Source organism: Microbispora corallina (genome assembly GCF_016863035.1).
Classification (GTDB): Bacteria; Actinomycetota; Actinomycetes; order Streptosporangiales; family Streptosporangiaceae; genus Microbispora; species Microbispora corallina.
Map to the genome: position 1 here is coordinate 1 of NZ_BOOC01000069.1, position 20,186 is coordinate 20,186.

The following is a 20,186-nucleotide window of genomic DNA, read 5'->3' on the forward strand; positions in this document are numbered from 1 at the left end:
AGCCGCCGTACGCGGTGACGCCGCAGACCCGCGGGACCTCGGCCATGGGGACGTCGCCGGCGACGGTGCGCACCAGCAGCGCCTCCACCCCGAGCAGCATCGCCCTCGCGGTGTCCTGCGGCAGGTAGGCGGTGTCGACGATGAGACTGAGCTGGGCCGTGTCGGGGGCGGTGCCCAGGGTGAAGAACGCCTTGAACCGCACCCCCGGCCAGGCGTCGACCACGTACGTGCGGGTCTTCCCGGTGAGGCGAGCCGGGTCCTCCTCCCGGGCGACGCGGGGCAGGCTCGGCCAGGTGCCGGTGCCCCGCCGGTCGTTGAAGAACGCGTCGAGGTCGGGCTCCCGCCCGCGCAGGCGGCCGATCTCCTCGCGCATGGCCTGCATGGCGAACGGGTCGTAGTGCGCGTTGCGGTAGGCCGTGAGCGCGGCGCGGTGCGCGGCCAGGCAGGCGGCGTCGAAGCCGGTGCGGGGCAGGTCGAGCACGAACAGGCCGTCCTGTCCCACCGTCCCCACCATCGTGCGGGTGCGCGGGTCGCGGCGGTTGCTGTGCACGAGCTGCATGACGGCGCGGTCGCGGCCGCTCACGACGGCGAGGACGGTGGCGCAGGCCGCCAGCATCACGCTGGTCGTGCTGACCGTCCACCGCTCGGCGAGCCGCTCCGCCGCGGCGGCCAGCGCGACCGACTCCATGCCGACCTCGATGAACCGCGGGTCGTCCGGTTCACGGGGGGCGTGGTCGAACACGTCCAGCGGCGCCTCCTCCAGCACCGACCGCCAGTAGCGGATGGACCGGGCCGAGCGGGCCTGGGACGCCTCCTCGCGCTCCAGGCCCGCCTGGTCCATCGGCTGCCATTCGACCGGTGGCGGGTGCTCGCCCCTGAGGAGCCCCCGCCACTCCGCCGACAGCAGGCTCAGCGCCTGGAAGTCCACGGCCAGGTGAGAGAAGGTGAACGCCAGGGCCTTGGGGCGGCCGTCCCGGGTCACCACGGCGCACCGCAGCGGCAGGTCCGTCCCGTGCGCGAAGACGGAGCCGCTCATCTCGCCGGCCAGCCGCTCCGCCACCTGCAGTGCCCGCTCCCGCCCGGCGTCGACCAGGTCCACGACCAGCGCGCCCTCGCGCGCCACCCGCTGCACCGGCCCCTCGGGCGTGTCGTGGAACGTGGTGCGCAGGCTCTCGTGGCGTTCGAGCAGCAGCCGCAGGGCGTCGAGCACCGCGCCGAGGTCGGGCCTGCCGTGCACCGGCAGCACCCACGGGCAGTTCAGGAACGACTGGCTGTCCCCCATCAGGTGGACGGCCCGCCACATCAGGCGCTGTCCCCAGGTCAGCGGCGCCTCGCCGGCCCGCGCCCCGATGAACGCCACGGTCGCGGACGCGCCCCCGCCCGCGGTCATCGCGGGCCGTCGGTCTCGCGCACGCTGCGCGGCCGCATGTCCCGCCACACCTCGTCGATGTGGCTCAGGCACTCCTCCCGGCTGCCGGTGAAGCCCTCGGTCCGCCAGCCGTCGGGGGGTCGCCGGTCGAGCGGCCACAGGGAGTACTGCTCCTCGTCGTTCACGACCACCTGGTGTCGCGGGAAGTCGGTCATCTCATGTCTCCGTCGTCTCTGTCGTTCGGGGGCGCCGGGTCACGGGGACACCTCGGTCTCCAGCAGGCGGGCCGCCTCCTCGTCGGAGAGGCCGGACAGCTCCTCGACGAGCAGGGCCTCGACCGCCGCGGCCAGCCCCGCCACGGTCGGCCGGTCGAACACGGTCCGGATCGGCACCTCCACCTCGAGGGTGGCACGCAGCAGGGCCACCACCCTCGTGGCGATGAGCGAGTGGCCGCCGAGGGCGAAGAAGTCGTCCAGCGCGCCCACCCCCGCGGGGTCCAGGCCGAGCACCTCCGCCCACACCCCGGCCACCAGCGCCTCGGCGTCGGTGCGCGGCGGCACGAACCGCGCGGCCGGCTCCGGCTCCGGCTCGGGCAGCGCCGCCAGGTCGACCTTGCCGGTCACCGTGAGCGGCAGCGCGTCCAGCGTCACCCAGCCCGACGGCACCAGGTGCGGCGGCAGCGTCGCGGCCAGGTGGGCGCGCAGGTCGCCGGGGGAGGCCGGGCCCACGACGTACGCCACGAGCCGTTCGCCCGCCGCGGTCACGGCCGCCTGCCGGACGCCGGGGTGCGTGAGCAGCGCCGCCTCCACCTCGCCCGGCTCGACCCGGAAGCCGCGCACCTTCACCTGGCCGTCCAGGCGGCCCAGGAACTCCAGGTTCCCGTCCGGGCGCAGGCGCACCCGGTCGCCGGTGCGGTACAGGCGCGAGCCGGGCGGGCCGTACGGGTCGGGGACGAACCGGTCCGCCGTCAGGGCCGGGCGGCCGAGGTAGCCCCGGGCGAGACCGGCCCCGCCAAGACACAGCTCGCCGGGGACGCCGGGGGGCACCCGCTCGCCGTACGGGCCGAGGACGTGCGCGGTCGCACCGCCGAGGGGCCGTCCGATGGGCGGCCGGCGCCCGGCGTCCGCCGCGCCGAGGTCGGCGGCCGTGGCGATGACCGTCGCCTCCGTCGGCCCGTAGGTGTTGACCAGCCGAACCCGGTCGCCGAACCGGGCACGCCACCGGGCCACGGCCGCGGCCTGCGCCTGCTCGCCGCCGAGGATCACCAGCCGCAGCGCGTCCGGCCAGGCCACGTCGTCGAGGGACTCGGTGAGCCGGTGCCAGTACGCGGTCGGCAGGTCGAGCACGGTGACCCGCCGGCCGTCGGGCGTGCGCAGCGCGTCGGGCAGGGCGGCGGCGCCGTCAGGCAGCAGCAGCACGGCCGCCCCGGCTGTCAGCGCCGGGTACAGCTCCTCGGCGTGCGCGTCGAAGCTGAGCGACGCGAACTGCACGACCAGGTCGTCGCGGCCGACGCCGTACGCCTCCCGCATCCAGCGCACCCGGCCGGCGAGGGCGCCGTGCTCCACCAGCACGCCCTTCGGGCGGCCCGTGGAGCCCGACGTGTATATGACGTACGCCGGGTCGCCGGGCGCGACCTCGGGCCACGGGCCGTCGCCGTCGCGGAAGCCGCCCAGGCCGGAGCCGCCGGAGTCGTCGGGCTCGTCCAGGTCGTCGACGAGGAGCGCCTGGACCCCGGGCGGCAGCCGGCGGGCGAGCCCGGATTCGGTCACCACCACGTGCGCGCCGCTGTCGGCCAGCAGGAAGGCGAGCCGTTCGTCGGGGTACTCGGGATCGAGCGGCAGGTACGCTCCGCCCGCCCGCCACACGGCCAGCAGGGCCGCGACGGCGTCGGGCGACCGTCCCAGGCACACCCCGGCCACCCGCCCCGGGGCGACTCCGCGCCGCCGCAGCGCCGCCGCGAGCCGCGACACCCGGGCGTCCAGATCGCCGTACGTCACGTGCTCCGCGCCGCACACGAGCGCCGTGGCCCCGGAGTGGCCGGCCGCCGCCCGGGCGAACAGCGCCGGCACGGTCTCCGCGTCGCCGGGCCGGACGTCCGTCAGGGGCGCGAGCGCCGACTCGTCGTCCGCGGTCAGCATCGGCAGGCGCGAGATCGGCGTGCCGGGCGCCTCGGCGACGCCCCGCAGCAGCGCGCACAGCCGCTCCGCCATGCGCTCGACCGTGGCCGCGTGGAACTGGGTGACGTCGTAGCCGAGGGCGGCGAGCAGCCCCTGGTCGTCGCGCCAGGTCTCCAGGGCGAGGTCGAACTTGGTCTGCCGGTACCCCCCGTCGAACAGGTCCACGGCGAGGTCGCCGACCCGCTCGGGCACCGTCCCGTCGCCCGCCTGGCTGTGCAGGATCACCATGGTCGACAGCAGCGGATTGTGGTGGATGTCGCGGGGCAGGCCCAGCTCGCCGATGAGCCGCTCGAACGGGATGGCGCGGTGGGCGTGCGCGTCGAGCACGGTGCGGCGGGTGGCGTCGAGCAGGTCCCCGAAGGCCGGGTCGCCGGCGAGGTCGCCGCGCAGCACCAGGGTGTCGGTGAGGTATCCGATCACCGGTTCCAGCTCCACCCGCTCCCGGGTCGCCCAGGGAGTGCCGACCAGGATGTCGGTCTGTCCGCTGTGCCGGGCCAGCAGCACCTGGTACGCGGCGACGAGCACCATGAACAGGGACGCGCCGCGCTCCTGGGCCAGCCGCTCCAGACGGCCGGCGACCTCCTCCGGGATCCGGAACATGTGGAAGGCGCCCTCGGACCGTCCCTCTGCCGGCCCGTCCACCGGCAGCTCCAGCCGGGGCGGGTCGGCGAGGCGGCGCCGCCAGTAGTCCAGCGACTCCTCGGCGGCCTCGCCCGACTCCCGCTCGCGCTGCCACAGCGCGATGTCGCCGTACTGCACGGGCAGCGGGCGGAGATCCGGCTCACGGCCCTCGACCCGGGCCAGGTAGAGGGCGAACAGGTCGTCGAACAGGATGCCGAGCGACCACCCGTCCGCGATGATGTGGTGCAGCGTGAAGCACAGCACGTGCTCCGCGGCGCCGAGCGTGAGCAGGGCGACCCGCAGCGGCGGCGCCGCGGCCAGGTCGAACGCCGCGTTCGTGCGCTCGGCCACCAGGCGCCTGGCCGCCTCGCGCGGGTCGGCGGAGCCGGTGAGGTCGACGCGCTCGACCGCGACCGGGCCGGCCGGGTGGACGACGGCCACCGGCGCGCCGTCCACGTCGGGGAACGACGTGCGCAGGCTCTCGTGCCGCGCCACCACCGCGTCGAGCGCGGCCTGGAGCGCGCCGGTGTCCAGCCGGCCGCGCAGCCGCAGCACGAAGTACATGGTGTACGAGGCGTCGTCCGGGTCGAACCGCTGGAGGAACCACAGGCGCTCCTGGGCGGACGACAGCGGCGGGGCCGTCCCCGCGGGGCGCGGCCGTATCGCCGCGTCCTGGTCGGCCACGCCCGTCTCGTCCGACTCCTCCCGCAGGCGGGCGATCTCCTCGACGACTCCGCTGACGGTCGGGTCCTCGAAGAAGACGTCGAGCGACACGTCGACCCCGAGGCTCTCCCTGATCCGCGCCGTGATCTGCGTGATGGTGAGCGAGTGGCCGCCCAGGTCGAACAGGTCGTCGTCGAGGTCGATCTCGTGGTCGTCGGCCAGGTCGAGCACCTCGCGCCAGATGCGCCGGACCTCCTCGGCCACGTCGTCCGGCGCGGCGCGGGCCGGTTCCGGCCGGAGGTCGTGCGGGGACGCCACCGGGCCGGACGGCGCCGGCAGCGCCGCCCGGTCGAGCTTGCCGACCGGGTTGAGCGGGAGGGCGTCCAGCGGGACGTACGCCCCGGGCAGCATCGCGGGCGGCAGGGTCCTCGACAGGTGGGCGGTCAGCGCGGCCGCGTCGACGGCCGCGCCGGCCGCCGGGACGACGTACGCGACCAGGCGCTCGTCGCCCGGACCGCCGGCGACGGTCACCGCGGCCGCGCGCACGTCCGGGTGGTCGAGCAGGCGGGCCTCGATCTCGCCCAGCTCGATCCGGTGGCCGAGCAGCTTGACCTGGCCGTCCCGGCGGCCGAGGAACTCGATCTCGCCGTCCGGCCGGTAGCGGGCGAGGTCGCCGGTGCGGTACAGGCGCGAGCCGGGCGGGCCGTACGGGTCGGGCGCGAACCGGTCCGCCGTCAGGCCGGGGCGGCGCAGGTACCCGCGCGCCACTCCGGCGCCGCCGATGCACAGCTCGCCCGCGACGCCCAGCGGCACCGGGCGCATCGCCTCGTCGAGCAGGTAGATCTGCGTGTTGTCGATGGGCCGCCCGATCGTGACCGGCTCGCCCACGTCGCCGAAGGTGCTCCAGATCGTCGTCTCGGTCGGGCCGTACACGTTGACCACACGGTCGCAGCGCTCCCGCAGCTCGGCCGCGAGCCGGGGCGGCAGCGCCTCGCCGCCCGTCAGCGCGGTCACCCCGCCGATGCCTCCGGGAAGCAGCAGCCGCCACACCGACGGGGTGGCCTGGACATGGGTCACGCCCTCGTCGGCGACGAGGCGGGCCAGCGCCTCCGGCCGTCGTACGGCGCCGTCGGGGGCGACGACGACCCGGCCGCCCGTGACCAGCGGCAGGTAGAGCTCTAGGGCGGAGATGTCGAACGCCGGGGAGGTGAGTGCGAGCCACACGTCGCCGTCCCCCGACCCCAGCCGGTCGCGCATCGCGAGCAGCAGGTTCGCCAGGTTGCGGTGCTCGACCTCGACGCCCTTCGGCCGGCCGGTCGAGCCGGAGGTGTAGATGACGTACGCGACCTCGCCGGGCTCCACGGTCACCGGCTCGGCGGCGGGGCCGGGGGCGTCGCCGGCCGGGAGCGGCTCCTCGTCCACCAGGAGCACCGGAGCCCGCAGGCCGCCGGGCGGAGCGCCGGCCGACAGCAGCAGCCGCGGCCGGGCGTCGTCAACAATCATGGCGAGCCGTTCGGCCGGGTGCCCGGGGTCGAGCGGCAGGTACGCGGCACCGGCCCGGTGCACGGCGAGCAGGCAGACCGGCAGCGCGGCGGACCGGGACACGTGCACCGCGACCAGGTCGCCGCGCCCGACGCCGGCCTCCCGCAGCCGCGAGGCGAGCCGGTCCGCGGCGGCGTCGAGGCCGGCGTACGTGAGCGAGCGGCCCTCGTACGTCACGGCGGTCGCGTCCGGCCGGGCGCGTACCTGCTCGGCGACCATCGCCGGCAGCGTCGCCTCAGCCGGGTGGCCGGCCGCGGTGGCGTTCCACTCGACGAGCAGCCGCCGCCGTTCCGCCTCCGGCAGCACGTCGAGGGCGCCCAGCGGGACGCCGGGATCGGCGGCGGCGTGGCGCAGGAGCGTCCGAAGGCCGTCGGCGAACCGGCCGGCCACGTCGCGGTCGACGGCGGCCGGGTCGTACCGCAGGACGACGGCGAGCCCGTCCGGTCCGTCGACGGCCTGGATGTGCAACGGGTTGCGGACGCCTCCGGCGAACATCATGAGGTCGGCGGACAGATCCAGGCCGGGGATGACGGGCCCGGCCTCCCGCCTGCGGTAGCTGATCGACACCGGCGGCGGGTCTCCGGCGGGCAGGCCGAGGGCGCGGGCGGGCGGCACCTCCCGGAACCGGTACAGCTCGCGCAGGTCGCCCCGGATCGCCTCGACGAGATCGCGGAACGGCTGCCCGGCCGCCGGGCGCGACGACACGGGCAGCTCGTTCACGAACGGCCCGATGTGGTCCCGGGTCTCGGGCCCGCGCGTGGTGACGTCGATCGCCACCACCGGCCGCTCGGCGCCGTACCGGAACAGCAGCGCGTGGACGGCGGCGAGCAGCGTCTCGAAGGTCGTCGCGCCGGCCGCCCGGGCGACCTCGGCGGCGTCCCGGCCCAGCCCGCGGTCGGCGCCGGCGTCGGCCTCCTCGCCGGGGCCGTACCGCCGGGCGGTGCGGCGCAGACCGGGGAGCACGGTCTCGCCGGGCTCGGCCGCGGACCAGAACGCGCGGGCGGCGGGCAGCGCCTCCGCCACCCGCTCGTGCTCGGCGGCTGCCGCGTCGGCGAACGACAGCGGCGTCACCGGCTCGGGCGGCCCGCCGCCGGTCCGCGACTCGTAGTACCGGGCCAGGTCGCGGACCAGGATGTCCTTCGACATGCCGTCGAAGACGAGGTGGTGCGCGACGACCAGCAGCAGGTGCCGCTCGGCCCCCGTGCGCACGAGCGTGAAGCGGGCCAGCGGGCCCTTCTCCAGGTCGAAGCCCCGGGCCGACTCCTCGCGCACCAGCCGGTCGATCGCCTCGGGGGAGGGGTCGGCGGGGTCGGCGAGGGTCACGGACGGCTCGGCGGCCGGGACCAGGCGGAGCCCGTCGCCGGTCTCCTCGACCGTGGTGGCGAGCACCGGGTGCCGCGCGACGACGTCCCCGCACGCGGCGAGCAGAGCGCTCACGTCGAGGTCGCCGTCGAACCGGAGGGCGAGCGGCATGTGATAGGCCGTCCCCGCGCCCATGCGCTCGGCCATCCACATGCCCTGCTGGGCGAACGAGGCCGGAACGCCGTCCTGGCGGTGCGTCATGTCCCCCTCTTTCTGTTCGGTCCCGCCGGCCGCTGAGGTCGCCGGGGGTCTCACGTCGAGCCCGGGGGTGCGTCGGAGGCCGCGAGCAGGTCGAGCAGCCGCGGCTTCACCACCTTCCCGAGGTGGTTCTTCGGCAGTTCGGGGAGGAACAGCAGCCGGCTCGGCATCTCGTGCCGGGCGAGCCGGTCCAGCAGGAACGTCCGCAGGTCCGCGGCGGTGACCGGGTGCCGGGTGACGACCGCGGCGCCGGTCACCCGGCCGAGCACCGGATGGGGGAGGCCGACCACCGCGGCCTCGGCCACGGCCGGGTGCTCGTACAGGGCGGCCTCCACCTGGAGCGTGGAGACCTTGTGCGCGCCCGACTTGATGACGTCGCTCTCCCGGTCGACCAGGTACAGGTAGCCGTCCCGGTCGAGGTAGCCGATGTCCCCCATGCGCACCCAGCCGTCGCGGAAGACGTCGTCGGTCAGCCGCCGGTCGCGGTAGTAGGCGCGCGTCCCGGCCGGGCAGCGCAGCCAGACCTCCCCCTGCTCGCCGGGCGCGGCCGGCGAGCCGTCCGCGGTGAGGATCCTCAGGTCGGAGCCGCCCGACGGACGCCCCACCGAGGCGCGCCGGGCCGGGTCGACGATCATCACGGTCTGCGCCGGAGCAGCCTCGGTCGAGGTGTAGTAGTTGACGATCGTCGCCTTCGGGAACGCCTCGGCCATGCCCGCGGCCACGGCCGGGGGCAGGCTGGCGGCGGTGGAGCCGAGGAGCCGGACGCTCGACAGGTCGTACCGCTCGTGCACCCGGGCGCCCAGGAGCTCGATGGCCATCGCGGGCACCAGGAAGATCGTCCCGACCCCGTACGACTCGACGAGCCGGGCGAATCGCGACGGGGTGAAGAGCGGCAGGGTCAGCGCGGCCGGATGGGCGTCCAGGGCGTTGACGAGCATGGTCTGGCCCGCGTTGCTGCCGATGGGGAACGCGTGCAGGAAATGCCGCGAGTGCGCGAGCTTGCGGCGCCGCGGCGCGGCCGAGAGGCCGTGGGCCAGATTGGCGTGGGTGGCGCCGACCCCCTTGGCCCTGCCCGTCGTGCCGGAGGTGTAGATGATCTGCGCCAGCCGGTCGGGCTCGACGGCCCGCCGTACGGGATCGTCGTCGCCCCCGTCGAGCTCGGCAGGCGTCGCCCGCCACTCGCCCGCCTCGGGGACGTCCGCGTCGGCGCCGTGCAGGACGGCGGTCACGGAGCAGTCCAGCAGCGCGTGCCGGACCTCGGCGGGGGCCAGCCGGTCGGACAGCGGCACGGCCACGCAGCCGGCCCGCATCGCCCCGCACCACGCGACGGCCGCGTCGATCCAGTCCCGCTCGCCGAACAGCAGCCCGACGCGGCTCCCTGGCGCGACCTCCCGCGCGATCAGAGCGTGCGCGACCGCGTTGGCCCGCCTGTCCCACTCGCCGAAGGTGAGCTCGCCCACGCCGGCCACCACGAGCGCGGGACGCTCGGGCTGCTCCTGTGCGCGGTGCGCGAGCAGGTCGGGGAGGGTGAGCCGGCGGTCGCCAGTTGTCACGACACGTCACCGAAAAGTTTCGACCGCATGGTTCACTCCACGGATCATGTCGAAATGCCAGCTCGTCCCGTTTTAGATGGTTTTGACGCGTCCCCGAACCCCTCTATTCGGAAGGATAGGCAACCCGGGAGAGAGTCGGTAGAGAAACATGAAAAGTTCTCGTCCGAAAAGTTTCGACGGCTTCTGAGCCGTCGCGGGGCCGGGATCGACCGGATCGATCACTCCGTGGGAAGCCCCTGTACACGACTGGTATGTCAGATGTAAGAACCAACGGTGGTGAATCCGCGTGCGAACTACGGTGTGGACGCTCCGGGTGTTCTCGTGGGGCTGACGGTGGGCGGCATCGCCGAACTCGTCCTCACCGCAGTGCTCTTCGGGATCGGCTGGCCGATCCCCGCGGTGGTGTTCCTCGTGGGCGCGGTGATCCTGCTCGCCGGAGCGGCGCTGTTCGCCAACACCACACTCCGGGGGAAGTTCCAGGTCTGGGACGAGGAGCTCGGCCGGCTCGGCCTGAAGGGGGACGAACACGCCCTCGACCTGGGCTGCGGCCGTGGTCTCGTCCTGTTCAAGGCCGCCGGGCGGCTCCCCGCAGGCCGGGCCACCGGCGTCGACCTGTGGACCAAGGACCAGTCGGGCAACAGCATGGACGCGGCCTGGGCCAACGCCCGCGCCGAGGGCGTGGCCGACCGCGTCGAGCTGGTCACCGGCGACATGCGCGATCTGCCGTTCGACGACGCCTCCTTCGACCTCGTCGTCTCCAGCCTCGCCGTCCACAACATCCCCGACGACGAGGGCCGGGCCGCCGCGGTGCGGGAGGCGTTCCGCGTGCTGCGGCCCGGCGGCATGCTGCGGCTGGCCGACTTCCGGCACAGCCGCCGCTACGCCGAGGTGCTCGGCGAGTGCGGGGCGGCCGACGTCCAGGTGTACGACCTGGGCTGGAGGTTCTGGTACGGCGGCCCGCAGGGCCGCACCGCCATGGTGGCCTGCCGCCGTCCCTGACGGCGATGAGCCCGCCGCCGTCCCACCTGGCGTGATCACGGCAAGTTCTGTGCGGCGCTCTGCGTGGCGACCGGCGTCACGCGTCCAGGGTGAGACGCCTGAACTCCTCGACGGCCGCGGTGGGGACGCGCCGCAGGACGCCGGCGCCGTCGGCCTCGAGGTCGTAGAGGCCCATGGGCACCAGCCAGCGGGCGACCGGGTCGGTGGTCTCCCGGTAGAGCCAGTCCACCAGGGCGAACAGCGGCCACCAGGTGTAGCCGACGACGGGCATCCCTTCCTCCCGCAGGCGGCGCACCAGGCCGACGCTGTCGCGCAGCCAGCCGATCCGCTCCTCGGGCGTCCCCGCCCTGCTGGTCTCGGTCAGGAAGACCGGGCGGCCGTACCGACCGGCGAACTCGCGCAGCAGCTCCTCCAGCCCGGCCGTCCCCGCCTCGACCGGGACGGGGGTGTCCGAGCCGGGCTCGAACCGGGAGGTGGTGAAGGCCGGGTAGTAGTTCACCCCGACGACGTCGGGGGTGACGGCGGACTCCCGCAGCCGGGCGAGGTCGTCCTCCCGGACGCCGTGCCGGAGCAGGTACCCGTACAGAGGATGGTCCTCGCCGACCGCGCCGGTGACGAGATCCATGATCAGGTACCGGCGCTCGCGGACGAGGTCGAGGTCGAAGGGGAACCAGTCGCCCGCGTACCGGAAGCTCGCCTCGACGTGCACGAAGGACGCCTCCGGCTGGACCTCCGCGATGCCGCGCTGGGTCGCCACGATCCCCCGGGCGATCGCGGTCGCCAGCTTGACGAACCCGTCGTCGCCCGTGAGCGCGGGCGGCCACACGCCCTTCTCGCCGCAGTAGATCGCGTTGATCGTCGGCTCGTTGAGCGGGGTCCACACGTGCAGGCGGTCCCGGTAGCGCTCGGCGACGCGGACGGCGTACTCGGCCACCCGGCCGGGGTAGCCGGCGTTCAGGAACTGGTTGTCGAGCCAGGTCGGCGTGCCGTAGTGCATCAGGTCGACGACGCACGTGAGGTCCAGCTCGCTCAGGCGGTCCACCACGCGGTCGAGCCAGTCCCAGCGGAAACGGCCCGGCTCGGGCTCGACCAGGTACCAGGGGACGCCCCAGCGGATCATCTCCGCCCCGGTGGCGGCCGCCAGGCCCAGGTCCTCGTGCCACAGGTGGTAGTGCTGGGTCAGCTCGTACTCGTCGAGCCTCCGCCTGCCGGGGTACTCCTGCGGGACGAACGTGTCCTCGATCCCGACGGCGAACCGCAGCCGCCCGTCCTCGAACCACCGCATCTCTATCGGATTCCCGTCGTCGCGACGCCGGCCACGAACCGGCGCTGGATGATGATGAAGAAGACGACCACCGGCAGGAGCGTCATGACGGACGCGGCCATCAGCGGGCCGTACTCCACCACGTGCTGCCCCATGAAGAGGGCGAGCCCCGCGGGGAGCGTCTGCCGCGAGGCGTCCTGGCTGATGATCAGGGGCCACAGCAGGTCGTTCCAGTTGTACATGAAGTGGAACAGGCCCAGGGTGAGCAGGGCGGGCACGGCGAGCGGCATCACGATCCGCCAGTAGATGCGGAACTCGGACGCGCCGTCGACCCGGGCCGCGTCCTCCAGGTCCCGCGGGATCGACAGCAGGAACTGGCGCAGGAAGAAGATGCCGAACGCGTTGGTCAGCCTGGGCACGATCAGCCCCTGGAAGGTGTTGATCCACCCGAGGTGCGCCAGCAGGTCGTACAGCGGGATGAGCGTCACCTGGAACGGCACCATGAGGAGCACCAGGACCAGCACGAAGACGACGCCCTTGCCGCGGAACCGCAGCCGGGCGAGCGCGTACGCGGTCATCGAGTCGAACAGCAGCGAGCAGACGGTGACCGTGCCGGCGAAGACCACCGTGTTGAGGAAGAGCCGCGTGAAGGGCAGCCGCTCCCAGACGCCCGTGTAGTTGTCGAGCGTGAAGGTCGTCGGCAGCAGCTTCGGCGGGAAGGAGACGATCTCCGACTCGGGCTTGAGGGAGGTGGCGACCATCCACACCAGGGGGAACAGCATGGCCAGCGCGATCGCCAGCCCGATCGCCGTCGTGAGGATCCGCCAGGTGAGGCGGAGCCCGCGGTTGTCCTGCCCCATCAGTACGTCACCGCCCGCTTCCTGAAGTAGGCCGTCTGCAGCATGCTGAGCACGAAGATCAGCAGGACCAGCGCCCAGGACACCGCGGCCGCGTAGCCGAACTGGAACTCCTTGAAGCCGACCCGGTACGTCATCATCACCAGCGTCTCGGTCCGGAAGAACGGACCTCCGTGGGTCATCACGAAGATCTGGTCGAAGGCCTGCAGCGTGGAGATCGCGGCGAGGATCACGATGAGCATGGTCTGGTTGGCCAGCAGGGGCCAGGTGATGCGGCGGAACTGCGGCCAGGCGCCCGCGCCGTCGACGCGGGCCGCCTCGTAGAGCGCCGTCGGGATCGACTGCAGTCCCGCCAGGTACATCACCATGTAGAAGCCGACGTTCTTCCAGATCCCCACCAGCATCACGGCGGGCATCGCCAGCGAGGGGTCGCGCAGCCAGCCCTGCCCGGACACGATGCCGACCTTGGACAGCCAGTAGCTGAGCAGCCCGATGTCGGGGTCGAGCAGGAAGCTCCAGGCGATCGCCACGATCGCGAGGGAGATGACAACCGGGACGAACACCGCGGTCCGCACGAAGCCGCGCAGCGGCATCGGCCGGTTCAGCATGAGCGCGAGCCCGAGGGCCAGCGCCACCGAGACCGGCGTGGTCACCGCCGCGTAGTAGAGCGTGTTGACCAGCGCGTTCCCGAAGGCCGGATCGGACAGGAGCTTCTGGTAGTTCCCCAGCCCGATCCACCGCGCCGGCGCGAACACCTGGTAGTCGGTGAACGACAGGTACAGCGCCTGCAGCATCGGCCAGACCACGAACACGCCCAGCACGACCAGGGTGGGCAGCATGAACAGCCACGCCGCCCTGGCCTGCCGCCTGCGGGCGGACCCGGCCCGGGTCCGCCTGGCGACGGGTTTCGCCGCCGTCGTTACGGAGGTCGTCACGGTTGCCCTCTTCCGTGGTGCCGTCGGGTTACTGGGCGTTGTCGAGGACGGTCTGGATGTCCTTGTCGGCCTGTCCGAAGACCTGCTCGACGTCGCCCTTGCCGTTGAGCACGCGCTGCAGCGCCGGTTCGAAGATGGTCTCGTTGACCTTCTGGAACTCCTGCACGCCGGCCAGGTAGAAGCGCGACTTGTCGGCGTCCTGCCCGAACAGGGCCGAGTAGGGGTTGCCCTTGAGCGCGTCTGCCGTGAGGTCGGTCCGGTTCGGCGGGAAGCCGGAGTTGACCGACCAGTACGTCTGCGACTCCTTGCTGTTCCAGTAGGCGAAGAAGTTCTCCGCGGCCTGTTTCTTGGCGCCCACGGCACGCGCGCTCAGCGTGAAGGCCACGCTGGTGCCGAGCGTCACCTGAGCCTTCGGGCCCGCGGGCGGCATGGCGATGCCGAAGTCGATGCCGGCCTGCTTGAAGCCGGTCGTCATCCAGGGGCCGACGATCTCCATCGCGGCCTTCTTGCTCTGGAAGAGCTTGTCGGCGTCGGCGCCGCCCAGCCCGACCGGCGCGATCTTGTCCTTGGTGATCAGGTCGGCCCAGTGCCTGGCCGCCTCGATGGTGGCCGGGTCGTCCAGCGTCGCGGTGCGCCCGTCCTCCGAGACGACCCCGCCGCCGTTCTGCCAGAACAGGATCGGCCACATGGCGATGGTCGCGTGGTCGGCGATGGCCAGGCCGTACTGCTCGGGCTTGCCGTCGCCGTCGTCGTCCTTGGTCAGCTTCTTGGCGTAGGAGCCGAACTCGTCCCAGTCGGCCGGGGGCTTCTCGGGATCGAGGCCCGCCTCGCGGAACATGTCCTTGTTCCAGTAGAGCTTCAGCGTGGTGAAGTTCATCGGGACGCCGTACTTCTTGCCCTTGAACGTCGTCGCGTCGACGGCGGAGCGCACGAGCGCGTTCGGGTCGACGCCCTGCGGGCCGTAGGCGTCGTCGAGCGGCTGGAAGACGTTGCGCGCGGCGTACTGCGGGATCTGCGCGGTGTCCATGGCGGCGATGTCGGGGCCCGTGCCGGAGCCCAGACTGGGGAGCAGCTTCTCGAAGAACACGTCCCAGGGCATGATCTCCATGTCGATCCTGACCTTGTTCTGCGACGCGTTGTACTTCTTCACGATGCCCTCGACCGCGGCGCGGTCGGGACCGGTGAAGCCGTTCCAGAACTTCAGCGTCACCGGGCCGTTCGCGGCCCCGGCGTCGCCGCCTCCCTGTCCCTGGCCGGCACAGGCCGTCGACATCAGGGCGATCGCGGCAGTAATCGCGACGAGCCGTCCCCGGCTGCGCAACCTCATGTGAATCTCCTCTCCCCCCGACTTTCACTGACCTTGTGGCCAGCCGACCTTGGATCCCCCGGCAGGCACGGCACCGCCCGGACTAGGCCCGGGTCAGCCGTACGACGTTGAACGAGACGGGCGGCAGGACCGCGGAGAGCCGGCCGTCGCGGACCGCGGCCCCGTCCACGGCGCGCGGGACGACCCGGTCCGGCGCCTCCTGGCTGTTGCGCGCTCCGGCGTCCTCGTCGGCGACCGCCACGTGGCGGGCGGCCGCGAGGCCGGGCAGGCCGCGCAGGTCGACGTCGAGGGGGAGCGGACGCTCGCCCCGGTTCACGGCGAAGACGGTCACCTCGCCCGTCTCGTCGTCGTGGGTGGCCGCGGCCGTCAGCGCGGGAACCTCCCCGAACCGCTCGGTCGGGAAACCGGGCGCCGCGACCTCGGTCCGCAGGACCCTGCCGCGCGCGTGCGCGGCGGTGAGCGCGAACGGGTGGAAGATCGTCTGCCGCCAGGACGGCCCGCCGGGCTCGGTCCTGATGGGTGCGATGACGTTGGCGAGCTGCGCCTGGCAGGCGACGCCGACGCGGTCGGCGTGGTTCAGCAGGCTGATGAGCAGGCTGCCCACCACCACCGCGGCCGCCACGTCGTAGTCCTCCTCGATGATCCGCGGCGCCTCGGCCCAGTCGAGGCTCGCCTCGCCGTCGAACAGGCTCTGCGACCACACGTTCCACTCGTCGAAGGCCAGGCGGAGCCTTTTGCGGGTGCCCAGCTTCGCGGCGACGTGGTCGGCGGTGGCGACCACCGCGTCGATGTGGGCGTCCATCTCGACGGCAGAGGCGAGGTAGCTCGCGCGGTCGCCCCGGGCCGGGTCGAAGTACGCGTGCAGCGAGACGTAGTCGACGTGCTCGTAGCAGTGCTCCAGCACGGTCGCCTCCCACGAGGCGAACGTCGGCATCCCGCTGCTGGAGCTGCCGGAGGCGACCAGCTCCACGCGCGGGTCCACCCGCCGCATGGCCTTGGCCGTCTCGGCCGCGAGCCGGCCGTACTCCTCGGCCGTCTTGCCGCCGATCTGCCACGGGCCGTCCATCTCGTTGCCCAGGCACCACAGCCGCACGTCGTACGGCTCGCGGCGGCCGTGCTTGACGCGCAGGTCCGACCACCGGGTGCCCTGCGGGTGGTTGGCGTACTCGAGCAGGTCGCACGCCTCGCGGAGGCCGCGGGTGCCGAGGTTCACCGCCATCATCGGCTCGGCCCGCACCTCCTCGATCCACGACATGAACTCGTCCAGGCCGAACGCGTTGGTCTCGATCTGCCGCCAGGCGAGGTCGAGCCGGGTGGGCCGCTCGTCGGCCGGGCCGACGCCGTCCTCCCAGTTGTAGTTGGAGACGAAGTTGCCTCCGGGATAGCGCACGACCGTCACGCCCATCTCGCGGGCCAGGTCGATCACGTCGCGGCGCAGGCCGGACTCGTCGGCGTCCGGATGTCCCGGCTCGTACACGCCCGTGTAGACCGACCGGCCCATGTGCTCGACGAACGTCCCGAACAGGCGTCGCTCGACCGGGCCGATCGCGAAGGCCGGGTCGAGGGTGAGCTTGGCGGAATCCACAGGCCGTCCTCCTCGTGTTTCGTGGCGGTTACGAGATATACATCGTTGTATATAACGTTGTAAAGAGGTCCTAGACTGATCCACATCCGGACGGAGCGAGAGGCCACGCATGGGGGAACCCACACGATCGACGCCGTCAGAGGCGGCCCCCGACGATCGGCGCCGTGTCGGGCTGAAGGACGTGGCGCGGCTGGCCGGCGTCTCCGTGAAGACGGTGTCGAACGTCGTCAACGGCTACATCCACGTCACGCCGCGGACCCGGGCCCGCGTCGAGCAGGCCATCAAGGAGCTCAACTATCGGCCGAACCTCTCCGCCCGGAACCTGCGCCTCGGCCGTTCCGGCATCATCGCGCTGGCCGTGCCCGAGCTGGACATCCCCTACTTCGCGGAGCTCGCCCGGCTGGTCGTCGCGGCGGCCGAGGAACGCGGATTGACCGTGCTCATCGACCAGACCGGCGGGAACCGGCACCGCGAGCAGCAGGTCGCCGAGGGCATCCGCGACCACCTGATCGACGGCCTGATCTTCAGCCCGCTCGCGCTGACCGCCGACGACCTGAGCGCGCGCACCGACGACACCCCGATGGTGCTGCTGGGCGAGCGCATCCACAACGGGCCCGCCGACCACGTCGTCGTCCACAACGTCGCCGCGGCCCGGGAGGCGACCCACCACCTGGCCGGACTCGGCCGCCGGCGGATCGCCGCCATCGGGGCGCAGGACGACGCCGCCGGCGAGACGGGCCGGCTGCGCCTGGCCGGCTACCGGCAGGCGCTGGAGGAGGCCGGGCTCCCCGTCGACGAGCGCCTCATCGCCCCGGTCGACGCCTACCACCGGGCCGACGGCGCCCGGGCCATGGCCCGCCTCCTCGAATCCGCCGACCCCCCCGACGCGGTCTTCTGCTTCAACGACCTGCTCGCCCTCGGCGCGCTGCGCACGCTCCTGGAACGCGGCTACGAGGTGCCGGCCCAGGTCGCCCTCGCCGGTTTCGACGACATCGAGGACGGGCGGTACGGCACGCCCACCCTGACCACCGTCTCCCCGGACAAGCGGCAGATCAGCCGGCTGGCCGTCGACCTGCTGGTGGAACGGATGTCCGGCGCCGCCCAGGGGGCGACGCGGGAGATCTACGTCGACCACCGTCTCGTGGTCCGCGAGAGCACGGCCGGCCGCCTCCCGTCCTGAGCCTCCCGCCGCGGCGCGAGACCCCGTTCACCGGCGCCGGCGCGATCGAGGTCGAAGCGCCGCGCGTCGTACGCGGCCGGCTGTTCGAGCGAGAGGAACTGTCAGTGTGAGCGACCACATCCGCCTGTGGTGTCTGCGCCATGCCGAGTCCCACAACGTCATCACCGGCACGGCAGGAGCCGTTCCAGCCGCACCCCTGACCGAGCGGGGCCGCCACCAGGCTCTCGACGCAGCCCGCACGCTCGCCGCCGAGCCGATCGCCCGGGTCTACTCCAGCACCGCACTTCGAGCCCGGCAGACCGCAGAGCCACTCGCCACCACGCGGGGTCTCGACATCGCGGCCATGCCGGAACTGGTCGAGGTCGGTATCGGCACGCACGAAGGCACCCGCGCCCCGGCGATCCGCGCGCGGACAGCCGACGTGCTTCGTGCCTGGGTGATCGAGCAGGACCTCGGACAACGTGTGGCAGACGGCGAGACGGGCCATCAGGTCCTCGCCCGCGTGACGGCCGCCTTCCAGAAGATCGCCGTCACCCATCCCGGCGAGACCGTCGCGCTCGTCGGTCACGTCGCCAGCCTCACCGTCGCGCTCGGACGGTTATGCTCGCTCGGCTCCAGGGTGTGGGGCACGCCGCTGCCGCACGCTCGGCCCTTCCTCATCGAGTGGGACGGCCATGCCTGGCACTGTCCGACATGGCCCTGTTAGCCCCTCACACGGCAACCCGATCACCGGCGAATATCCGATCCGCAGGTCTTGACGATTGCTCCTTTTCGTACCGCCTTAGGTCCTCTGCGGCGCCGTGCCCTTGGGGGACGCCGCATCCTGGGGGGAGGCCGAGCCCTCGGGGGAGACGGTGTCCGACGCCTCCACCCCCGCGGCGAAGGCCATCAGCTCCTCGCGTGACCAGACCAGCCGGCCGTCGCGGAGGTCGGCGAGCACCGATTCGAGCCACCGCAGCTCCGCCGCGGTCACGGCCAGCCGGTACTCGTCCTCCAGGCTGGTGATCCGGGGCAGACCGTGCTTCCGCTGCTCCTCGGCCGCCGCCTCCATCGCGGCCAGGTCGCGTTCCAGCACGTCGGCGCGCCGCCGCAGCGCCGCACTGATCTCCTCACGGGTGAGCAGCAGCAGGTGCGAGAGCGCCGCGGGGAACTCCGGGTACTCCTGCTTGGGCTCGCCGAGCATGTCCAGCATCCACCGCCGGGCGGTCTCCCGCCCCGCCTCGGTGATCTCGTAGACGGTCCGCTCCGGATAGAGCTGGTCGCGGCCGGTCTCGCGCACCGCGATCAGGCCGGCCGCGGCCAGCCGCTCGATGGTCCGGTACAGGCTCGCCCGCTGGCTGACGTTGACGACCGTGTCCTTGCCCCACTGCCTGATCAGCCGCTGGATCCCGTACGGGTGCAGCGGCCGGTAGTGCAGCAGGGACAGCACGGTCAGGGCGAGCGGGGAACTGCGGAACGGCGTGCTCATGGCTGCCATGGTAGCGCCAGAGAGACTAGTTGACATGAGACTAGTATCAGTGCAACTATCAGGGAGTCGCAAGCGAGACCAGAGAGAGGACTCCGAAATGAACACCGAAATGAACACGGTCATCGAGCGCGTCCACGCCGACCACGCCGTCACCAAGCGTCTGGGTTCCTGGACCGCCGCCGATCGCCTGGAGGTCCGCGCCCGCAAGGGGGTCGTCGTGCTCGACCTGCGCGGTGCCGAGGTGCCCGGGGAGGTCGAGGTGCGCGTGGACCTCCGGCGGGCCGTGCTCACGCTGCTGGTCCCCGAGGACGCCGCGATCGAGGAGTGGGATCTGCTCCGGACCGGCCGCGGCCGCACGAAGGACCACGCCGCGCCGGTCTCCGCGCCCGCCTCCCTGATCCGGCTGGTCGGCGCCGCGTCCGACAGCGAGATCCGGGTGCGGCGCGGGGGAGTCGCCCAGCTCACCGCGATGCTGTCCCGCGAGTACCTGCAGGACGTGCGCCGCGCGTACCGCGAGGGCGGCCTTCCCACGATCGACGACCCCCGGCGCTGACGCGCAGGCGGCTGGTCGCAGGTGATTCCGGCAGGCGTCGCCGCCGGCGGGGTCCGTGTTCCCTTCTCCACGGACGGCTGGAGACAGCGGTGGTGGTGAGCCGGAGCAAATACGAGCCGGGGAGGCCGCGTCAAGGCCGGCGTCCGGGAGGCGCATTCGCATCCCGGAGCCGGGCGGGGTTCAACTGGACGTATCGGGAAAGCCGCATTAACGCATGAGAGCGAAGTAGTGAAACTTTCACCGACCTTGGTGGCGGGCCGTCCGGGCAATGGCACCGCAATTTTCAGGACGCCGGAACGGACGTTGCAGCATGTGCGAGGTGCTGACGCCGACACCGAGGTCCCGAAAGTTTCATAGGTGTCTTGACACATTTCGGAATGGTTTCCACACTGAGTCCCCGAGACGGTCTCCCCTGCCCGCTCTGTGGTGGTGCGAAGCAGGGAGGGATTCGCCGTCTGCGACGTCCTCGTGGTGTGCGTTCCCGGTGATGGGACGCGGCGTCGCCCGCGCGGAACGTTCCGCGCTTTCCGTAT

General features: G+C 72.8%; 14 protein-coding genes. 4 read left to right on the forward strand and 10 right to left on the reverse strand.

Going from position 1 to position 20,186, the window contains the following annotated elements; all coding sequences use genetic code 11:
* The 4 genes from Mco01_RS38015 to Mco01_RS38030 form a co-directional block, all read right to left on the reverse strand.
* A partial coding sequence (locus Mco01_RS38015; RefSeq protein ID WP_204061673.1) for a condensation domain-containing protein occupies positions 1 to 1,390 on the reverse strand: 1,390 nt, incomplete at its 3' end.
* Entirely contained in the window at positions 1,387 to 1,584 is a 198-nt protein-coding gene (locus tag Mco01_RS38020) for an MbtH family protein (RefSeq protein WP_204061674.1), read from the reverse strand. The genes Mco01_RS38015 and Mco01_RS38020, both read right to left, overlap by 4 nt.
* A 39-nt stretch (positions 1,585 to 1,623) precedes the next feature.
* The gene (locus tag Mco01_RS38025) at positions 1,624 to 7,935 is read right to left on the reverse strand and encodes a non-ribosomal peptide synthetase (protein ID WP_204061675.1); all 6,312 of its coding nucleotides are present in this window, start codon (positions 7,933 to 7,935) and stop codon (positions 1,624 to 1,626) included.
* 50 nt (positions 7,936 to 7,985) lie between these two features.
* Positions 7,986 to 9,485 (reverse strand): class I adenylate-forming enzyme family protein, encoded by a 1,500-nt coding sequence (locus Mco01_RS38030; RefSeq protein ID WP_204061676.1) that lies wholly within the window; start codon positions 9,483 to 9,485, stop codon positions 7,986 to 7,988.
* Positions 9,486 to 9,806: 321 nt separating this feature from the next.
* On the opposite strand from Mco01_RS38030, the gene Mco01_RS38035 reads away from it, so the two are divergent.
* Complete coding sequence (locus Mco01_RS38035) at positions 9,807 to 10,484, forward strand: class I SAM-dependent methyltransferase (protein WP_239104224.1); 678 nt, start codon at positions 9,807 to 9,809, stop codon at positions 10,482 to 10,484.
* Between the two features lie 76 nt (positions 10,485 to 10,560).
* Here Mco01_RS38035 and Mco01_RS38040 read toward each other — a convergent pair whose 3' ends face one another.
* The 5 genes from Mco01_RS38040 to arfA form a co-directional block, all read right to left on the reverse strand.
* Positions 10,561 to 11,769 carry a family 1 glycosylhydrolase gene (locus tag Mco01_RS38040; RefSeq protein ID WP_204061678.1) on the reverse strand — a complete coding sequence of 403 codons (1,209 nt, stop codon included), beginning with the start codon at positions 11,767 to 11,769 and terminating at the stop codon, positions 10,561 to 10,563.
* Positions 11,770 to 11,771: 2 nt separating this feature from the next.
* The gene (locus Mco01_RS38045; RefSeq protein ID WP_204061679.1) at positions 11,772 to 12,608 is read right to left on the reverse strand and encodes a carbohydrate ABC transporter permease; all 837 of its coding nucleotides are present in this window, start codon (positions 12,606 to 12,608) and stop codon (positions 11,772 to 11,774) included.
* Positions 12,608 to 13,540, reverse strand: coding sequence for a carbohydrate ABC transporter permease (locus Mco01_RS38050; protein ID WP_204061680.1), 933 nt, complete (start codon positions 13,538 to 13,540; stop codon positions 12,608 to 12,610). Before Mco01_RS38050 ends, Mco01_RS38045 begins: the two co-directional genes overlap by 1 nt.
* Positions 13,541 to 13,568: 28 nt before the next feature.
* Positions 13,569 to 14,867: an ABC transporter substrate-binding protein gene (locus tag Mco01_RS38055; RefSeq protein WP_204061681.1), complete on the reverse strand. Its 1,299-nt coding sequence runs from the start codon at positions 14,865 to 14,867 to the stop codon at positions 13,569 to 13,571.
* An 82-nt stretch (positions 14,868 to 14,949) separates the two neighbouring features.
* Entirely contained in the window at positions 14,950 to 16,452 is a 1,503-nt protein-coding gene (gene arfA, locus Mco01_RS38060; protein ID WP_204061682.1) for an arabinosylfuranosidase ArfA, read from the reverse strand.
* Positions 16,453 to 16,561: 109 nt separating this feature from the next.
* Here arfA and Mco01_RS38065 point away from each other — a divergent pair, with 109 nt between their 5' ends.
* Entirely contained in the window at positions 16,562 to 17,632 is a 1,071-nt protein-coding gene (locus Mco01_RS38065; protein ID WP_204061683.1) for a LacI family DNA-binding transcriptional regulator, read from the forward strand.
* Positions 17,633 to 17,738: 106 nt separating this feature from the next.
* Entirely contained in the window at positions 17,739 to 18,338 is a 600-nt protein-coding gene (locus Mco01_RS38070; protein ID WP_204061684.1) for a histidine phosphatase family protein, read from the forward strand.
* A 75-nt stretch (positions 18,339 to 18,413) separates the two neighbouring features.
* Here Mco01_RS38070 and Mco01_RS38075 read toward each other — a convergent pair whose 3' ends face one another.
* Positions 18,414 to 19,100: a PadR family transcriptional regulator gene (locus tag Mco01_RS38075; RefSeq protein ID WP_204061685.1), complete on the reverse strand. Its 687-nt coding sequence runs from the start codon at positions 19,098 to 19,100 to the stop codon at positions 18,414 to 18,416.
* Positions 19,101 to 19,197: 97 nt separating this feature from the next.
* On the opposite strand from Mco01_RS38075, the gene Mco01_RS38080 reads away from it, so the two are divergent.
* Entirely contained in the window at positions 19,198 to 19,653 is a 456-nt protein-coding gene (locus Mco01_RS38080) for a hypothetical protein (RefSeq protein ID WP_204061686.1), read from the forward strand.
* Positions 19,654 to 20,186: the final 533 nt, after the last annotated feature.